The organism is Amycolatopsis sp. NPDC005961 (assembly GCF_040629235.1).
Classification (GTDB): domain Bacteria; phylum Actinomycetota; class Actinomycetes; order Mycobacteriales; family Pseudonocardiaceae; genus Amycolatopsis; species Amycolatopsis camponoti.
The window spans coordinates 1-15,582 of the sequence record NZ_JBEXVF010000125.1; the positions used below are offsets into that span (position 1 = coordinate 1).

18 protein-coding genes and 1 pseudogene are annotated in these 15,582 nt (G+C 73.3%); 12 read left to right on the forward strand and 7 right to left on the reverse strand.

The annotated features are described in order from the left end of the window. Nucleotides 1-118 precede the first annotated feature (118 nt). The gene (locus ABZ342_RS47625) at nt 119-1,072 is read left to right on the forward strand and encodes a phospholipase domain-containing protein (RefSeq protein ID WP_360488364.1); all 954 of its coding nucleotides are present in this window, start codon (nt 119-121) and stop codon (nt 1,070-1,072) included. Here the strand turns inward: ABZ342_RS47625 and ABZ342_RS47630 are convergent. Then, nucleotides 1,062-1,988, reverse strand: a complete 927-nt coding sequence (locus tag ABZ342_RS47630) for an AraC family transcriptional regulator (protein ID WP_360488367.1) — start codon at nt 1,986-1,988, stop codon at nt 1,062-1,064. The two genes, ABZ342_RS47625 and ABZ342_RS47630, sit on opposite strands and share 11 nt — an antisense overlap. Before the next feature lie 80 nt (nt 1,989-2,068). Between ABZ342_RS47630 and ABZ342_RS47635 the strand changes: the two genes are divergently transcribed. Next, a complete protein-coding gene (locus ABZ342_RS47635; protein ID WP_360488370.1) occupies nt 2,069-2,857 on the forward strand; it encodes an NAD(P)H-binding protein in 789 nt (262 codons plus the stop codon). On the opposite strand, the gene ABZ342_RS47640 is transcribed toward ABZ342_RS47635, so the two are convergent. Together ABZ342_RS47640 and ABZ342_RS47645 are read right to left on the reverse strand one after the other, a co-directional pair. After that, nucleotides 2,850-4,367, reverse strand: a complete 1,518-nt coding sequence (locus tag ABZ342_RS47640; protein ID WP_360488374.1) for a DUF2235 domain-containing protein — start codon at nt 4,365-4,367, stop codon at nt 2,850-2,852. The genes ABZ342_RS47635 and ABZ342_RS47640 overlap by 8 nt on opposite strands. 76 nt (nt 4,368-4,443) lie before the next feature. Further along, a complete protein-coding gene (locus ABZ342_RS47645; RefSeq protein ID WP_360488405.1) occupies nt 4,444-5,142 on the reverse strand; it encodes a helix-turn-helix transcriptional regulator in 699 nt (232 codons plus the stop codon). A 90-nt stretch (nt 5,143-5,232) separates the two neighbouring features. On the opposite strand from ABZ342_RS47645, the gene ABZ342_RS47650 reads away from it, so the two are divergent. Continuing rightward, nucleotides 5,233-6,438, forward strand: coding sequence for an MFS transporter (locus tag ABZ342_RS47650; protein ID WP_360488377.1), 1,206 nt, complete (start codon nt 5,233-5,235; stop codon nt 6,436-6,438). Further along, a complete protein-coding gene (locus ABZ342_RS47655; RefSeq protein ID WP_360488380.1) occupies nt 6,419-7,369 on the forward strand; it encodes a pyridoxal-phosphate dependent enzyme in 951 nt (316 codons plus the stop codon). The genes ABZ342_RS47650 and ABZ342_RS47655 overlap by 20 nt, the downstream gene beginning before the upstream one ends. Here ABZ342_RS47655 and ABZ342_RS47660 read toward each other — a convergent pair. Then, nucleotides 7,366-7,860, reverse strand: a complete 495-nt coding sequence (locus ABZ342_RS47660) for a hypothetical protein (RefSeq protein WP_360488383.1) — start codon at nt 7,858-7,860, stop codon at nt 7,366-7,368. The two genes, ABZ342_RS47655 and ABZ342_RS47660, sit on opposite strands and share 4 nt — an antisense overlap. Nucleotides 7,861-7,964: 104 nt before the next feature. Between ABZ342_RS47660 and ABZ342_RS47665 the strand changes: the two genes are divergently transcribed. The 8 genes and pseudogenes from ABZ342_RS47665 to ABZ342_RS47700 all read left to right on the forward strand — a co-directional run bounded on the left by ABZ342_RS47665 (nt 7,965) and on the right by ABZ342_RS47700 (nt 13,517). Then, the gene (locus ABZ342_RS47665; protein ID WP_360488386.1) at nt 7,965-8,597 is read left to right on the forward strand and encodes an XRE family transcriptional regulator; all 633 of its coding nucleotides are present in this window, start codon (nt 7,965-7,967) and stop codon (nt 8,595-8,597) included. Nucleotides 8,598-8,657: 60 nt separating this feature from the next. Continuing rightward, nucleotides 8,658-9,803 (forward strand): FAD-dependent oxidoreductase, encoded by a 1,146-nt coding sequence (locus ABZ342_RS47670; RefSeq protein ID WP_360488389.1) that lies wholly within the window; start codon nt 8,658-8,660, stop codon nt 9,801-9,803. Beyond that, nucleotides 9,803-10,054: a (2Fe-2S)-binding protein gene (locus ABZ342_RS47675; protein ID WP_360488408.1), complete on the forward strand. Its 252-nt coding sequence runs from the start codon at nt 9,803-9,805 to the stop codon at nt 10,052-10,054. Before ABZ342_RS47670 ends, ABZ342_RS47675 begins: the two co-directional genes overlap by 1 nt. Beyond that, nucleotides 10,051-10,185: pseudogene (locus ABZ342_RS47680) on the forward strand (FAD-dependent oxidoreductase); the annotation flags it as partial. The gene ABZ342_RS47675 and the pseudogene ABZ342_RS47680, both read left to right, overlap by 4 nt. A gap of 100 nt (nt 10,186-10,285) precedes the next feature. Next, on the forward strand, nt 10,286-10,462 hold the full coding sequence (locus tag ABZ342_RS47685) for a hypothetical protein (RefSeq protein WP_360488414.1): 177 nt from the start codon (nt 10,286-10,288) through the stop codon (nt 10,460-10,462). Further along, nucleotides 10,459-11,607: an NAD(P)/FAD-dependent oxidoreductase gene (locus ABZ342_RS47690; RefSeq protein WP_360488411.1), complete on the forward strand. Its 1,149-nt coding sequence runs from the start codon at nt 10,459-10,461 to the stop codon at nt 11,605-11,607. The genes ABZ342_RS47685 and ABZ342_RS47690 overlap by 4 nt, the downstream gene beginning before the upstream one ends. Then, nucleotides 11,604-12,515: a dihydrodipicolinate synthase family protein gene (locus tag ABZ342_RS47695; protein WP_360488392.1), complete on the forward strand. Its 912-nt coding sequence runs from the start codon at nt 11,604-11,606 to the stop codon at nt 12,513-12,515. The genes ABZ342_RS47690 and ABZ342_RS47695 overlap by 4 nt, the downstream gene beginning before the upstream one ends. Beyond that, entirely contained in the window at nt 12,516-13,517 is a 1,002-nt protein-coding gene (locus ABZ342_RS47700) for a proline racemase family protein (RefSeq protein WP_155542975.1), read from the forward strand. Here the strand turns inward: ABZ342_RS47700 and ABZ342_RS47705 are convergent. From ABZ342_RS47705 to ABZ342_RS47715, 3 genes are all read right to left on the reverse strand, one after another. Then, nucleotides 13,514-13,858, reverse strand: a complete 345-nt coding sequence (locus ABZ342_RS47705; protein ID WP_360488396.1) for a darcynin family protein — start codon at nt 13,856-13,858, stop codon at nt 13,514-13,516. The genes ABZ342_RS47700 and ABZ342_RS47705 overlap by 4 nt on opposite strands. Next, nucleotides 13,855-14,745, reverse strand: coding sequence for an NAD-dependent epimerase/dehydratase family protein (locus ABZ342_RS47710; protein WP_360488399.1), 891 nt, complete (start codon nt 14,743-14,745; stop codon nt 13,855-13,857). Before ABZ342_RS47710 ends, ABZ342_RS47705 begins: the two co-directional genes overlap by 4 nt. 123 nt (nt 14,746-14,868) lie before the next feature. Further along, nucleotides 14,869-15,582: family 2B encapsulin nanocompartment shell protein (locus ABZ342_RS47715; RefSeq protein ID WP_360488402.1), on the reverse strand; the 714-nt coding region annotated here is incomplete at its 5' end.

The window sequence follows — 15,582 nt, forward strand, 5'->3', positions numbered from 1 at the left end:
CCGTCGAGCCGGACCGCGTGGCGCGGGAGTTCAAGCGGCGTCTCGGCGACCCGACGCCGGTGCTGCTCGGCGGCGCGCCGCATTCGGTGGCGTCGAGAACGACGGCTTCTTCGACCACGTGGTCCCGCCGTACGCCGCGGCCGGCCAGTCCACTGTGGACACGACGGGGGAGATCTTCGCGGGGTCGGCGACGAACCCGGCGGGGCCGTACGGGCTCGGGCAGCGCGTCCCGATGCTCGTGGTGTCGCCGTGGAGCAAGGGCGGTTACGTGTGCTCCGAGACGTTCGACCACACGTCGATCATCCGGTTCATCGAGCGGCGCTTCGGCGTGCGGGAGCCGAACATCACGCCGTGGCGGCGGTCGGTGTGCGGTGACCTGACGTCGGCGTTCGACTTCGCGCGCACCGACGTCCGCGTGCCGGCACTGCCGGACACGGCGGGTTACGAGCCGCCGGACCGCGTCCGGCACCCGGACTACGTGCCCGCGGTCCCGGCGAACAACGTGCTGCCGAAGCAGGAACGCGGGCTGCGCCCGGCGCGGGCCCTGCCGTACGACCTGTCGGCCGACGCCCGGCTGGCCGGCGGAACCCTGACGGTGACGTTCGCCAGCCACGGCCGCGCGGGCGCGACGTTCTACGTCGTGACGCCCTCGGGCGAGCCGCGGACGTACACGGCTGCCGCCGGCACGTCCTTGCCGGCCGCGTTGCCCGCCGCCGGGGCCTACGACTACACCGCGTACGGGCCCAACGGGTTCGTGCGCCAGTTCCGCGGCACCGCCGCGGGGCCGGAGGTGAGCCTCCGCCAGGACGGCGCCGAGCTGGCGCTGGTGCTGACGAACAGCGGCACCACGACGGTGCAGCTGAAGGTGACGGACGCGTACGGCCGCTGCTCGTCCACGCACCGCCTGCGTCCGGGCGCGCGGGTCGTCGAGCACGTGGACACCCGGCACAGCAACAACTGGTACGACGTGTCGGTCTCGTCGGACCGCGACCCGAAGTTCCTGCGCCGGCTGGCGGGCCACGGGGAGACCGGCCGCCCGAGCACGAGCGACCCGGCGACGCTCACGAAGTGAGGCGGCCGCGGCGCCAGTCCGACGGGCTGGCGCCGCGGTGGCGCTTGAACGCCACGCTGAAGGCGAACGGGTCTTCGTAGCCGACCGCCTTCGCCACCGCCGCGACGCTGTCTTCGGTGTCGCGCAACAGATCCGCGGCCAAGGTCATCCGCCAGCCCGTGAGGTACGTCAGCGGCGGCTCGCCGACGAGGCGCGCGAACCGCGCGGCGAACGCCGCCCGGGACAGCCCGGCCCGGGCGGCCAGCGCCGCGACCGTCCACCGGCGGGCGGGTTCGGCGTGCAGCAGGCGCAGGGCTTCCCCGACGCCGGCGTCGTCCAGCGCCCGGAACCAGGCCGGCGGTGCTTCCGCCGCGGCGCACCACGCCCGCAGCGCCAGGACGAGCACGAGGTCCAGCACCCGGCGCAGCACGGCGTCCTGGCCCGGTTCGTCCCGGCCGACCTCGGTGGCGAGCAGGTCGAGGGCCGCCCGGGTGCGCGGCCCGGCGGGTACGACGGCCGACGGCGGGAGCATCGCCAGCAGCCGCTCGGCGGCGACGCCGTGGAGTTCGTACGCGCCGCGCAACATCGTCGTGGCCCCGGGTGCGCCGTCGCCGTAGGTGCGCGGGGCCCGGGGGCTCACCTCTCCGGTGCCGGTGAGCGGGTACTTGCGCCCGCCCCGGATCACGACCTGGGGCGCGGTGGCCGGGTCGTCGGCGATCGTGTAGCCGGGCACCTTGATCAGCGCGATGTCCCCGGCGGCCAGGCGCACCGGCGGTCCGGAGCCGAGGCCGAGGAACGCGTGCCCGCCGAGCGTCGCGACCAGGGTCAGCGGCGGGGCGTCCGCGAAGGTCAACGACCACGGCGGCCGCTGGATCAGCTGCCGGACCAGCGCGTCCGAGGCGTGGGCCCGGTGCAGCAGGTCGCTCAGCACGTCCATGCGCCGACCCTAGACGATCACAAAGGAACCATCGACTTTCTCCCATGGATCGTCTCGCGCATCCGCGGTTGTCTGTCGGCATGAGCATCCTGATCCTCGGCGGAACCGGCAAGACCGGCCGCCGCGTCGCCCAGCGCGTCGACCACGCCCGAATCGCCTCCCGCGGCACCGGTTTCGACCTCGGCGATCCGTCGAGCTGGGCACTGGACGGCGTCACGGCCGTCTACCTCGTCGAACCCGACCTGTGGGCCGGACCCCGGCTCCCGCGGTTGGTGACCGAAGCGGTGGCGGCGGGGGCCCGGCGGCTGGTGCTGCTGTCCGCGCCGCGCGCCGGCGAGGAGGGTCATCCGCTGCACGCGGCCGAGCGGGCCGTCCGCGAATCCGGCGTCGGCTGGACCATCCTGCACCCGAACTGGTTCGCGCAGAACTTCAGCGAAGGCCCGTGGGCGCCGGGGATCCGCGACGGCGTCCTGTCCCTGCCGGCCGGGGACGGACGCGCGCCGTTCGTCGACGCCGAGGACATCGCCGAGGTCGCCGCGGCGGCGCTGACCGACGACCGGCACCACGGCGAGGTCTACGCACTGACCGGTCCGCGGGCGGTCGGCTTCGGCGAAGCGGTGGACCTGATCGCCCGGGCCGCCGGGCGGAAGATCGACTACGTCGACGCCGACCCCGAAGCGTTCATCGAGCGGCAAACCGCCCACGGCGTCCCGCGGACGGTGGCGAGCCTGCTCACCGGCCTGCTGACGGACCTGCGCGACGGCCGGGGCGCCGACCTCGGGGACGGCGTCGAGCGAGCCCTCGGCCGGCCGCCGCGGTCGTTCGAGGACTTCGTCGCCGCGACGGCCTGGACCCGTGACGTCACTTGAGCCGCTCGATCGTCAGCCGCAACGAACCCCGGTTGCCCGAATACCCCAGCCAGCTGTCGTTGGCGTACGCGTAGAAGTAGCCCGGCTTCTCGACGACCCACTTCTCCAGCAGGCTGCCGATCGGGAACGCCTCGTACGGCTGCTGCACGTCGTGGGCGTCGAGGTCCCGGGCCGCCACCGCGCCGATCAGCGCCATCCACTTCGCGTCTTCGCTGCGGCGGCCGCCGAACGCCCGGGCCTCGGTGTCGTTGAGCCGGGCGAGCTGGGTCTGGAGCCAGGCCGACGACGTGGCCAGTGCGTGCAGCACGTCCTGGAAGTCGAGCCGGGCGTCCGCCTCGGTGCCGTCCGGGTGGTGCGCGACCTTGCCGTTCAGCCAGGTGCCCTCGGCGCCGAACGCGTACTCGCCGGGCTCGAGGTGGACGCCCGTCCAGTTCCACGGCTTTCCGGCGTAGACGTCGACCGCCACCGACTCGCCGGCCGCGAGGCGACGCCCCGCGCGGTAGGGGCCGGTGGTGATCGGCGGCGTCGCCTGCCGGTCCACGGCGGACGGGGCGACGTCGTCGGAACCGGCGGCGATGAACGGGAAGGCGCGTGGCGCCGGGCAGAGGACCGTGTACACGCTGTGGAGCGAGTTGTGCAGCACGTCCTGGGCGTCCGGCCGGATCTGCCGGTCCATCGCGTCGTCGAAGACCAGGTCCGGCACGACCGCGCGGCACTCGTCGATCATCCACCGCAGGGCCGCGTCGGACAGGCCGGTGTGGTCGTGGCCGCCGCCGACGTCGCTGTGGTCGCCCGGGAACCAGACCTGCTTCGCGGTGCGGTCGCCGCCCACCTCGTCCAGGTTCGACCACAGGGTCGGCATGAACGGGCCGCGCATCTCGTCGATCGCGAGGGCTTGCCGGGCGTGCTTGACGTGCGGGCCGAGTTTGGTGTCGTGGAACCGGGGGAGGTGCCCGACGTGGTCTTCGACGAGCTTCAGCGGGCCGAGCCAGTCCGGGATGCCGAGCGAGCCGACGGTGTCCCAGACGCCGAGGAACTCGATCGGGACCGGGTCGGCGGCCTCGCCGGCCCCGGCCCGGTAGACGGTGGTGAAGAGCCGGTCGACCTCGGCCCAGAACTCGGTGGAGCCGGCGGTCTTGAGGTCCGCCGGCAGGCCGCACCGGCTGATCATGCCGCCGAGGCTGCGGACGGTGAACGCCCCGCGGCTGAACCCGAAGAGGTGGATCGCGTCACCGGGGGAGTAGGTGCGCGCGAGCCAGCCGTAGGCGCTCTTGATGTTCTCGGCGAGGCCCTTGCCGACGAGCCCGCCTTCGAGGTGGTCGAGCAGCCCGGGCCCGGTGCCGACACCGGGGTGGTAGTACCGCGGCTGGGTGCCGAGGTTCGCGACGGTGTGGTGGATCCGCGCGACGTTCGTCGGCGACGGCCGGCCCTGGTGCTCCTGGTCCGGCGTGTTCCACGTGCCGTCGCAGCAGACCACCAGGTGCCGCCGGGCCGGGTGCGGCTCGCTCATCCGTTCACCTTCACTCCACTCGGGATCTCGAGAGTAGGAGACGGTGAGCGGCGGCCGGGATACGGCCCGGTCCTGATCAGAAGCCGGGCACCAGCGCGCCCAGCCGCCGGCTGCCGCGCGGGGTGATGGCCAGTTCCCGGTCGCCGTCACCGCGCCGGACCAAGCCGGCCGCCAGGAACGCCGCCAGGACCTCGTGGCCGAGGACGCCGCCGAGGTGAGGGACGCGGTTGGTCCGGTCGAGGCACGCGGTCGCGAGCCGGCGGCGTCCGGGGTCCACCGTGGCCGGGTCGACGCCGAGGTCGTGGAAGGCCGAAACGTCGCTGCCCAGTGTCAGGCCGGCCGCGGAACCGTCCGGCGGCCGCAGCGCGCCGCGGTCGACGAGCATGGCGAACACCGTCACGCCGAGCCGGCCGGCGGTGTGGTCGTAGCACGTGTGCGCGATGTCCACTGTGGACTCGGTCGGGTGGGGCGGGGCGAGGGAGTCGTTGCCGCCGTAGCGGGCGAGGGCGGTGAGCACGGGCAGGAGGTCGTCGCGGCCGACGCGGTACAGCGCGTGGCGCCCGGTGTGCTCGACCGTCACCAGCCCGGCGGCGCGCAGCCGCGCGAGGTGGTTGCCCAGCCGCGGCGCGGTGACGCCCAGCGCGTCGGCCAGCTGCACCATGGTGTGCGGGCCCTCGGCGGCCAGCAGCTGCAGCGCCGTGAGCCGCACGGGGTCGGACAGCTCCCGCGTCAGCCCGACGATCGCGCCCTGGACGGGGTTTCCCGGTTCGACCATTCCGCTCACGACGCGATCCTAACACCGTTCATGGCTTGCTGAACGGTGCCTGTCGTGCTTACCATTCACGCTCTCATGAAGGGTGGATGCGTGAGGAGTCTTCTGTGGGGACGCGGGGTGTCCGCGCTCGGCGACGGCCTGTGGTTCACGATCTGGGCGCTGTACTTCACGCGGATCCTCGGCCTGTCCCCGGTGACGGTGGGCGCGGGGATGGCGGTGGCGAGCGCCGTGGGCATGGCCGCCGCGGTGCCGCTCGGCGCGTTCGCCGACCGCGCCGGCACCCGGTCGGTGCTGGTCGTCGTGACGCTGGTGCGCGCCGCCGCGATGGCCGGCTACCCGGCGGTGCGCGGGACCTGGTCGTTCCTGGCCGTGACCATCCTGTTCACCGCGCTGGCCACCGGCGGGACCGCGGTCCGGACGGCGCTGGTCACCGGGCTGGTCGCCGACCCGGCGCGCCGGATGCGCGTGCTGGCGCAGCAGCGGGTCGCCCAGCACGTCGGGTACGCCGTGGGTGCCGGTCTCGGGGCGCTCGTGCTGACCGCCGACGCGCCGTGGGCGTACACCCTGGCCATCGCGGGCAACGTGGTCAGCTTCCTGGTCCTGGCCGGCACGACGCTGCTGGTGCCCGCGCCCGCCGCGGTCCCGGCGCGGCGCTCCGGCGCGCGGGCCGTCCTCGGCGACCGGCCGTACCTGTGCGTCGCGGGGGTCACCGCGGTGCTGTCCCTGTGCTGGGCGATGCTGTCGGCCGGGCTGCCGCTGTGGCTGTCCGGCTCGACGCGGTTGCCGCTGGGGCTGGGCGGGATCGTCGTCGTGCTCAGCTCGGTGGGCATCGCGGTGTTCCAGGTGCCGTTCGCCCGGTTCGGGCGCACCACGACCCGGGCGGCGCGGACGGCGGTGGTGGCCGGGGTGCTGCTCGCGGCGAGCTGCCTGCTGCTGGCGACGACGTCCGGCGGCGCGGGAGCCGGTGCGGTGACGGTGGTGGTGCTCGCCGCGGTGCTGCACGTCGTGGGCGAGCTGAGCTACGTGGCCGCGAACTGGGGACTGTCGGTCCGGCTCATGCGCGAAGAGGCGAAAGGTGCCTACCAAGGGGCGAGCGAAGCGGCCACGGCGACGGTCCAGATGGTCGGGCCCGGGGTGTTCACGCTGGCGATCGGCGGTCTCGGGGCCTGGGGGTGGGTGCTGGTCGCGGGGGTGTTCCTGGTCGCCGTCGCGCCGATTCCCCGGCTGGCCCGCTGGGCGGCCCGGACCCGCGAACCCGCGGCTATGCTCGGCGACCGTGCCGGAGACGCGTCTTGACCTCGGCCGGATCCGGGCCGCCCGCCGGGTGATCGATCCGGTCTTCCTCGAGAGTCCGCTCTACCGCTGCGAACCCCTCGAACGCGTGCTCGGCTGCCGGGTGAGCATCAAGCTCGAAACGGCGAACCCGGTCCGCAGCTTCAAGGGCCGCGGCACCGAACTCGTCGTGCACGGCCTCGCCGGCCGGGCCGCGGTCTGCGCCAGCGCGGGCAACCTCGGCCAGGCCCTCGCCCTCTCCGGACGGTCCCGCGGGATCGACGTCACCGTCGTGGCATCGCGGTTCGCGCCCGCGGCGAAGCTCGAGCGCATCCGGGCGCTGGGTGCCCACCTCGAGCTGGTGGACGGCGACTTCGAACTGGCCCGCGAACGGGCGGTGGCGCTGGCGAAGGAGCGAGGCGTGCGGCTGGTCGAGGACAGCCTGGACGTCGAGACGTGCGAAGGCGCGGCGACGATCGGCCTCGAACTGGCGGCCGCCGGGCCGTTCGACGCGGTCCTCGTCGCCCTCGGCGGCGGGGCGCTGGCCACCGGGGTCGGACACGTCCTGAAGACCCTCGCCCCCGGGACCGAGGTGATCACCGTCCAGCCGGCGGGCGCACCGGCGATGACGCTGTCCTGGCGCGCGCGGCGCGTCGTCACGACGGACACGGCCGACACGATCGCCGACGGCGTCGCGGGCCGGTTCCCGATCCGGGAGGTCCTCGACGACCTGCTGGCCGTGGCCGACGACGCCGTCCTGGTGAGGGAGGCGTCGATCATCGCGGGGATCCGGCTGTTCCTGGAGCACGCCGGCCTGGTGGTGGAGCCGTCGGCGGCCCTCGGCCTCGCGGCGATCCTCGAAGACCGCGACCGGTTCGCGGGGCGCCACGTGGCGACGATCGTCTGCGGCGGCAACGTCGACCTGCCCGCCTACCGCGGCTGGGTCGGCTCTTAGCGGGCCAGCAGGCCCTTTTCGCGCATGGCCGCCCGGAACACTGCGGTCTGCGAGGCGTCGAGGGCGTTCGCCGGGAACGCGACCTTGCCCTCGGACGCGATCTTCAGGACCCAGAACCCCCGCACCAGCGCGACGTTCTTGAACGTCGTCCACAGCAGGGTCGTCGTCCGCCCGGGAACTTCGGCCGCGTACTCGGCGTCGGTCAGGACGAGCCGGGTGGTCCCCGGCTCCGTGTAGGCCCGCAACCGCCGGGTGATCCGCCGCGCCTGGAGGACCGGCCACCCGAGGCCCAGCAGGAGGACCACGCCGCCGACGGCGAGCCCGACCGGGTCCGGCTCCGCGCCCCGGAGCGCTTCGGTCAGTGCCAGCACTCCGAGCACCACGTAGATCCCGGCGGGCAGCCACCGGGCCACCGGCGCGCTCGGGTAACAGGCGCGATACGACTGCTTCGCCATTTCGGGCGTGAAGACGAAAGAAATCGAGATGTCCACGGACGGTTCCCCCAGAGCGATCGGCCGCGCTGATTCTGGCACGGCGTCCGGCGTGGCATCATGACCCCTGCCCCGATCGGCAAACCGAACGGAGACCGGGCTCGATGGACGCTTTACCGAACGCCGGGACGCGCGTGGCCGATGACGGCGGGCCGTCGATCCGGGACATGCTCGCCGTCAACCTGCGGGCCGCGCGGGCGGCGCGGGGCCTGTCGCTGTCCGAGCTCTCGCGGCGGTCCGGGATCGGCAAGGCCACCCTCTCGCAGCTGGAAGCCGGCACCGGCAATCCGACCATCGAAACCGTCTTCAGCCTGTCCCGCGCGCTCGAGGTGGCCATCTCCGACCTGCTCGACCACCGGCCGCGCGGCGGGCTGACCGTCGTGCGCGGAGCCGACGTCGAAGTGCTCCGCGGCGAGGGCGTCGACCTGCGGCCGCTGCGCCGGATCGAGGCCGAGAACAGCGTTTTCGAGGTCTACGACCAGGTCGTCCGCGGCGACGCGCCGCAGCGGTCGCAGGGGCACGTCGGGGTCGAGCACACGATCGTCCAGGCCGGCGGGCTGCGCGTCGAGGTCGGCGGGCGGACGGTCGACCTCGGGCCGGGGGACTACGTCGCCTTCGACGCGCGCGAGCCGCACGGCTACACCGCGCTCGAAGCGCCCGTCCACTCCGTGCTGCTGCTCCAGTACCGGGACGGCGAACGGCTCGACGGGCGTCCCCACCCCGTCTTGCCGGATTGACACCCGCGCCTTCGGAGTCTTAACCTCCGATCGTTCGCTTTACCGAACACCGGAGGGTCGATGAACCGAACGCGGGCGGTGGTGATCGGGGCGGGCGTCGTCGGGGCGGCGTGTGCCCGGGAGCTGAGCCTCGCCGGGTTCGACGTCCTGGTCCTCGACCGCGGCCGGCCCGCGGGCGGCACCACTTCGCACGGCGAGGGCAACCTCCTCGTTTCGGACAAGGGGCCGGGCGCCGAACTCCGGCTCGCGCAGCTTTCGGCGCGGCTGTGGCCGGAGATCGCGGCCGAACTCGGCGACGCCTGCGAGTTCGACCCCAAGGGTGGCATCGTCGTGGCCACCACCGAAGCGGGCGCCCGCGCGCTCTCGGCGTTCGCCGCCGAGCAGGCCGAAGCCGGCGTGCGCACCGAAACTTTGTCCACAGTGGACCTCGCGGCGGCCGAACCCGCGTTGACCCGCGAGGTGACCGCCGCGGTCCGCTACCCGGAGGACGCGCAGGTCCAGCCGGCCGGCGCGACCCTGGCCCTGCTCGGCTCGGCCCTCGCGCACGGCGCCCGCCTGCGCACCGGCACGGAAGTCACCGGCGCCGTCGTCCGCGGTGGCCGGATCACCGGGGTCCGCGTCCCGGCCGAAGTCATCGACGCCGACATCGTCGTCAACGCGGCGGGCCCATGGGCGGGGGAGGTCTCGACGCGGCTGGGCGCCCCGATCGCGGTCCGGCCCCGGCGCGGCGAGGTGCTGGTGACGACGCCGATGCCCGGGGTGGTGCGGCACAAGGTCTACGACGCGGACTACGTCGGGGCGGTCGGCTCCGGCGCCGGCGAGCTGCAGACGTCCGCCGTCGTGGAGTCGACGCGGGGCGGCACGATCCTGATCGGCTCGTCGCGCCGCCGCGTGGGCTTCGACGACGCGATCGTGCCGGACGTGCTGAGCGCGATCGCGGCCAAGGCGCTGCGGCTGTTCCCGTCGCTGGCTTCCGCGGCGGTGATGCGCGCCTACGGCGGGTTCCGCCCCTACGTGGACGATCACCTCCCGGTCCTCGGCGAGGACCCGCGGCTGGAAAACCTCTGGCACGCAACGGGACACGAGGGAGCGGGCATCGGCCTGAGCGTCGGCACGGCTCGGCTGCTGCGCGAACTGCTGACCGGGGTGCCGCCGTCGATGCCGGTCGACGAGTTCACGGTGGACCGTCCGGCGGTGCTCGCGTGATCGAAATCAGCGTGGACGGCGAGCCGGTGACGGGCATCGAGGGGCAGACGGTGGCGGCGGTGCTGCTGGCCGCCGGCCGGCTGTCGTGGCGCACGACGCGGTCCGGGGCACCACGCGGAGTGTTCTGCGGAATCGGCGCGTGCTTCGACTGCCTGCTGACGGTGAACGGAGTACCGGACGTCCGCGCATGCCGCCGCCGCGCCACGGACGGCGACGAGATCCACACCCAGTCCCGCCAGGAGAACGCATGAGGCGGGTGGTGATCATCGGAGCGGGCCCAGCCGGCCTGGCGGCCGCCGAGCACGCCCTGAGATCGGGGGCGCGGGTGACGGTCCTGGACCAGTCGGACGCTCCGGGCGGGCAGTACCACCGGGGGATGCATGGCCGGCCGCACGGCTTCGAGGGATTGCTGGATCGGTGCGAGTGGTGGCCGGAAAGCACGGTGTGGGCACTGGAAGCCGCCGCGGGCGATCGTGGCGGTGTTGCGGCGGGCGCTGCCGCGCTCGGTGGTCCCGGAGCGGGTGGCCGCGGGGCGGTGGAAGCTGGTCCGCCTGGCGTTGCCGCGGGTGGCGGTGTTGCGGCGGGTGCTGCCACGTTCGGTGGTCCCGGAGCGGGCGCCCGAGATTTGGCGGAAGCGGGACAGCCGGGCGCTCTCGTGAGTGGCGGGGCTGCGGCGGTCGCCGAATCGGGTGGCGGCGAGGGAGCGGCGGAAGCCGGGAGGCCGCGCGGCCGGCTTCGGCTCCACGTGCTCCGCGGCCCGGCCGATGGCTCCGCCCGCACCCGGCACGTCCTCGAACCCGACGCCCTGATCCTCGCCACCGGCGCGCACGACCGCACCCTGCCCTTCCCCGGCTGGCAGCTGCCCGGCGTCTTCACCGCGGGCGCCGCGCAGGCGCTGGCCAAGGGCGAACGGGTCGCGGTCGGCCGGCGGGTGCTCGTTGCCGGAGCCGGGCCTTTCCTGCTTCCCGTCGCCGAATCGCTGCTCGCCGTCGGAGCGACAGTGGTAGGAGTCCTCGAAGCCAACCTCGCCTCGACCATCCTCAAAGGATGGGGATTGCACGTCCGCAAGACCGGCGAACTCGCTCGCTACGTCGCCACCCTCGCCCGTCACCGCGTCCCGTACCACTTCGGCCGCGTGGTCGTCGAGGCTCGCGGGGACGACCGGGTCCGCGAAGTCGTCACCGCCCGCGTCCGGGCGGACTGGTCCGTCGTGCCCGGCACCGAACGCACCTACGCGGTCGACGCCGTCTGCGTCGGGCACGGCTTCACACCCCAACCCGAACTCGCCGTCGCCGCCGGCTGTGTTCTCGACGGCGGATTCGTCCGAACGGACGAGAGCCAGCGGACCGGCGTCGAAAACGTCTTCGCCGCTGGTGAGATCACCGGGATCGGCGGTGCGGACGCCGCCAGAGCCGAGGGGGCCGTCGCCGGCTGCGTCGCCGCCGGGGGTACGCCGGGCCCTGACCTGCTACGCGAGCGTGACCGCACCCGCGACTTCGCCCGGCGGCTGGGAAAAGCCCACCCCATCGGCGCCGCCTGGCCCGGCTGGCTGCGTGACGACACGATCGTCTGCCGCTGCGAAGAGACTTCCTACGGAGAACTGAAAGCCGCCGCCGACGACGTGGCAAAACCCGGCCCCCACGCCCTCAAGCTCGGCACCCGCGCCGGGCTCGGACCGTGCCAAAGCCGGATCTGCGGGCCCACCGTCGCCGAACTCTGCGGCACCACCGAGCGCCACCACCGTCCGATCGCCCAGCCGATCCGCCTGGGCGAGCTCGCCGACCCGAAGGAGACCCCAGCATGAGCACCCGCGACCTCGGGGGCGTGGTCGTCGCCGCCGCGCTGCCGTACCGGGCCGACGACGCCGCGCCCGCCGGACTCGCCGTCGACTACGACGCCTATGCCGAGCACTGCCGCTGGCTCGTCGACAACGGCTGCCGGGGCGTCGGCCCGAACGGTTCCCTCGGCGAGTACTCCTCGCTCACCGACGACGAACGCCGCCGCGTCGCCCGCACCGCGATCGAGGCCGTCGGCGAAAACGGGATCGTCGTCGTCGGTGTCCACGGACCCGGTGCGCACCAGGCCAAGCAGTGGGCCGAAGCGGCCGCCGAAGACGGTGCGCACGGCGTCCTCTGTCTCCCGCCGACGCTCTACCGCGCCAACCGCGGCGAGGTGCTGGCCCACTTCGAAGCCGTCGCGTCGGTCGGCCTGCCCGTGATGGTCTACAACAACCCCTTCGACACCAAGGTCGACCTCACGCCCTACCTCCTGGCCGAAATCGCGCAGATCGACAACGTCGTTGCCGTCAAGGAGTTCTCCGGCGACGTCCGGCGCGTGCTCGAAATCCGCGAACGGGCCCCGGAGCTGGCCGTGATCAGCGGCGCGGACGACGTCGTCCTGGAGAGCCTGCTGATGGGCGCGACCGGCTGGTTCGCCGGGTTCCCGAACGTCTTCCCGGCCGAGTCGGCGCGCCTGTTCGAGCTGGCCACGGCGGGCAAGCTCGACGAGGCCCGCGCGCTGTACGAGCCGCTCGTGGCCGCGTTCCGCTGGGACTCGCGCACCGAGTTCGTCCAGGCCATCAAGCTCGGCATGGACATGGTCGGCCGGTACGGCGGCCCGTGCCGCCCGCCGCGGGGCCCGCTGACCGACGTCCAGCGCGAGCAGGTCCGCGCCGACATGGGCCGCGCCCTGGCCTCGCTGGGGGTGGCGTAGGTGCGGTCGTCACGGGCGATCACGGCGGTCGACTCGCACACCGAAGGCATGCCGACGCGGGTGGTGACCGGCGGCGTCGGCACGATCCCCGGTGCCACGATGGCCGAGCGCCGCCGGTACTTCATGGAGCACCTCGACCACATCCGCCAGTTCCTCATGCACGAGCCGCGCGGGCACTCGGCGATGAGCGGCGCGATCCTGCAGCCGCCCTGCCGCGACGACGCCGACTGGGGCGTCGTGTACATCGAGGTGTCGGGCTGCCTGCCGATGTGCGGCCACGGCACCATCGGCGTCGCGACGGTGCTGGTGGAGACCGGCATGGTCGAGGTGACCGAGCCGACGACCGTGGTGCGCCTGGACACCCCGGCCGGGCTCGTCCACGCGGAGGTCACCGTCCGCGACGGCCGGGCCGAACGGGTCAAGCTCCGCAACGTCGCGTCGTTCCTCGCCGAGCGCGACGCCGTCGTGGACGTGCCCGGTCTCGGCGAGGTCCGCTACGACCTGGCCTACGGCGGGAACTTCTACGCCATCCTCGAACTGTCGCAAGTGGACATCCCGTTCGAACGGTCCGAAAAGGACCGGATTCTCGGCGCGGGCCTGGACATCATGGCCGCGATCAACGAGCAGCGCCCGCCGAAGCACCCGGCCGACCCGCTGATCGGTGGCTGCAAGCACGTCCAGTTCCTCGCTCCCGGCTCGGACGCGCGGGCGTCGCGGAACGCGATGGCCATCCACCCGGGCTGGTTCGACCGGTCGCCCTGCGGCACCGGCACGTCCGCGCGGATGGCCCAGCTGCACGCCCGCGGTGAGCTGCCGCTGCACACGCCGTTCGAGAACAGCTCGTTCATCGGCACGACGTTCACCGGCGAGCTGGTGGCGGAGACCGAGGTGGGAGGGGTGCCGGCGGTGATCCCCGAGTTCTCGGGCCGCGCGTGGATCACCGGCACGGCGACCTACCTCCTCGACCCGGACGACCCCTTCCCGACCGGCTTCGTGCTCTAGGTGGTGATACTGGCGACCGCGTCGACGCCGTAGTTGTCCGCGTACCCGTTTTCGACGCCGACGAGGATCTCGGCGACCTCGAACCAGCGGTCCCAGAACGGGGTTTCGCGCAGGGCGTCGACCAGGCGCTGGTACGCCGCGTGGTCGACGGCCTCCCAGACCCAGACGTCGGTCACGCGCGCCGAGTAGAACTCGGTGTCGTAGAAGCGCGACCGGACGCCTTTCGCCTTCTCCTCGATCGCCGGGACGACCTCGGTGCGGAACGCCTCGATCCGCTCCTCGACCGTCAGGGCCAGCCACTCGGGCGTCGTCTTGACCAGCATGAACGCGGTGACCGTCATGCGTACGCACCCGCTTCGATGTCCTCGACCAGCGTCGGCCCGGACGGCGTCCAGCCGAGCAGGTCCCGCGTGTGCGCGTTCGACGCGGACATGTCCAGGCCGAAGAACCGGCCGAGGAAGCCGAAGTGCTCGACGGCGTTCTCCGGCGCGACCGAGACCACCGGCAGGTCGAACGCGCGCCCGATCGCCTCGGCGATCTCCCGCGTCGTGACGGCTTCTTCGGCGACGGCGTGCACCCGCGAACCGGCGGGTGCGCCTTCGACGGCGAGCCGGACGAGCCGGGCCGCGGCCGGGCGGTGCACCGCGGACCACGCCGCGTCGCCGTCGCCGAGGTAGGCGGACACGCCGTGCTGACGCGCCGCCGCCGTGAGGGACGCCAGGAACCCGGGGTCGCCGGCGCCGTGCACCGACGGCGCGAAGCGGACGCTGACCACCCGGACGCCCTTGTCGACGTACTCGAGCGCGAGGTTCTCACCGCCGCCGCGCATCGAGTCCGGGCCGACCGCCGGGGACACGTCGGTCTCGACCGCGGGCCGGCCCCGTACCAGGCCCGCGAGCGCGCCGGCCAGCACGAACGGCCGGTCGGTGCCGGCGAGCGCGCCCGCCATGGTCTCGATGGCGGCCCGCTCGGTCCGGTTGTTCTCGGCCGGGTTGCCCCAGTCGTGCTTGTTGCCGAGGTGGATGACGGCCTGGGCGTCGAGCGCGCCGTCGCGGAGGCCGTCGAGGTCGTCGAGATCGCCGCGGCGGATGCGGGCACCCGCCTTGGCGAGCTTGAGGGCCGCGGCGTCCGAGCGGGCGAGGCCGGTGACCTCGTGCCCGGCGCCGAGCAGTTCGCCGACGACGGCCGTGCCGATCCACCCCGTCGCTCCGGTGACGAACACGTGCATGGTGCTGCTCCTTCTTCGGATTACTCGTTACGAGTACGAAGCTAGGAGCGACGGCAGTGTTCGCGCCACGCAAGTTCGGTAATCAAGAGTTGCGTCGAACGCAAGTTCTCGCGTCCACTCGGGTCATGAGCCGGTCTCGACGTGGTCGAGGACGCCGAGTGCGTCCGGGACCAGGACGGCGGCGGAGTGGTAGGCGCTGACCAGGTAGGACGTGACGGCGCGGTCGCTGATGCCCATGAACCGGACGTTCAGGCCGGGTTGGTACTCGTCCGGCAGTGACTTCGGGCGGAGGCCGATGACGCCGGCGTCGTCTTCGCCGGTGCGCATGGCCAGGATCGAGGTGGTGCCGGTGTCGGTGATCGGGATCTTGTCGCAGGGCAGTATCGGGACGCCGCGCCAGGTGTGGACGCGTTTGCCGTCGAGGATGGCGGTGTCGGGGTAGATGCGTGCCCGGGTGCATTCTCGGCCGAACGCGGCGATGGCGCGGGGGTGGGCGAGGAAGAACTTCGTCTTGCGGCGGCGGCAGAGCAGGTCGTCCATGTCGAGGGGTGTGGGTGGCCCGGTGCGGGTGGTGAGGCGCTGCTTGAGATCGGTGTTATGGAGCAGCCCGAAGTCGGTGTTGTTGACCAGTTCGTGTTCTTGGCGTTCCCGCAACGCTTCGACGGTGAGCCGGAGCTGTTGTTCGAGCTGGTTCATGGGCTGGTTGTAGAGGTCGGTGACGCGGTTGTGGACCCGCAGGACGGTTTGGGCGACGGCGAGGTCGTATTCGCGGGGTGAGGGGTCGTAGTCGACGTAGGTGCCGGAGAGGGTCGGTTCGCCGTCGTGTCCGGCGGAGAG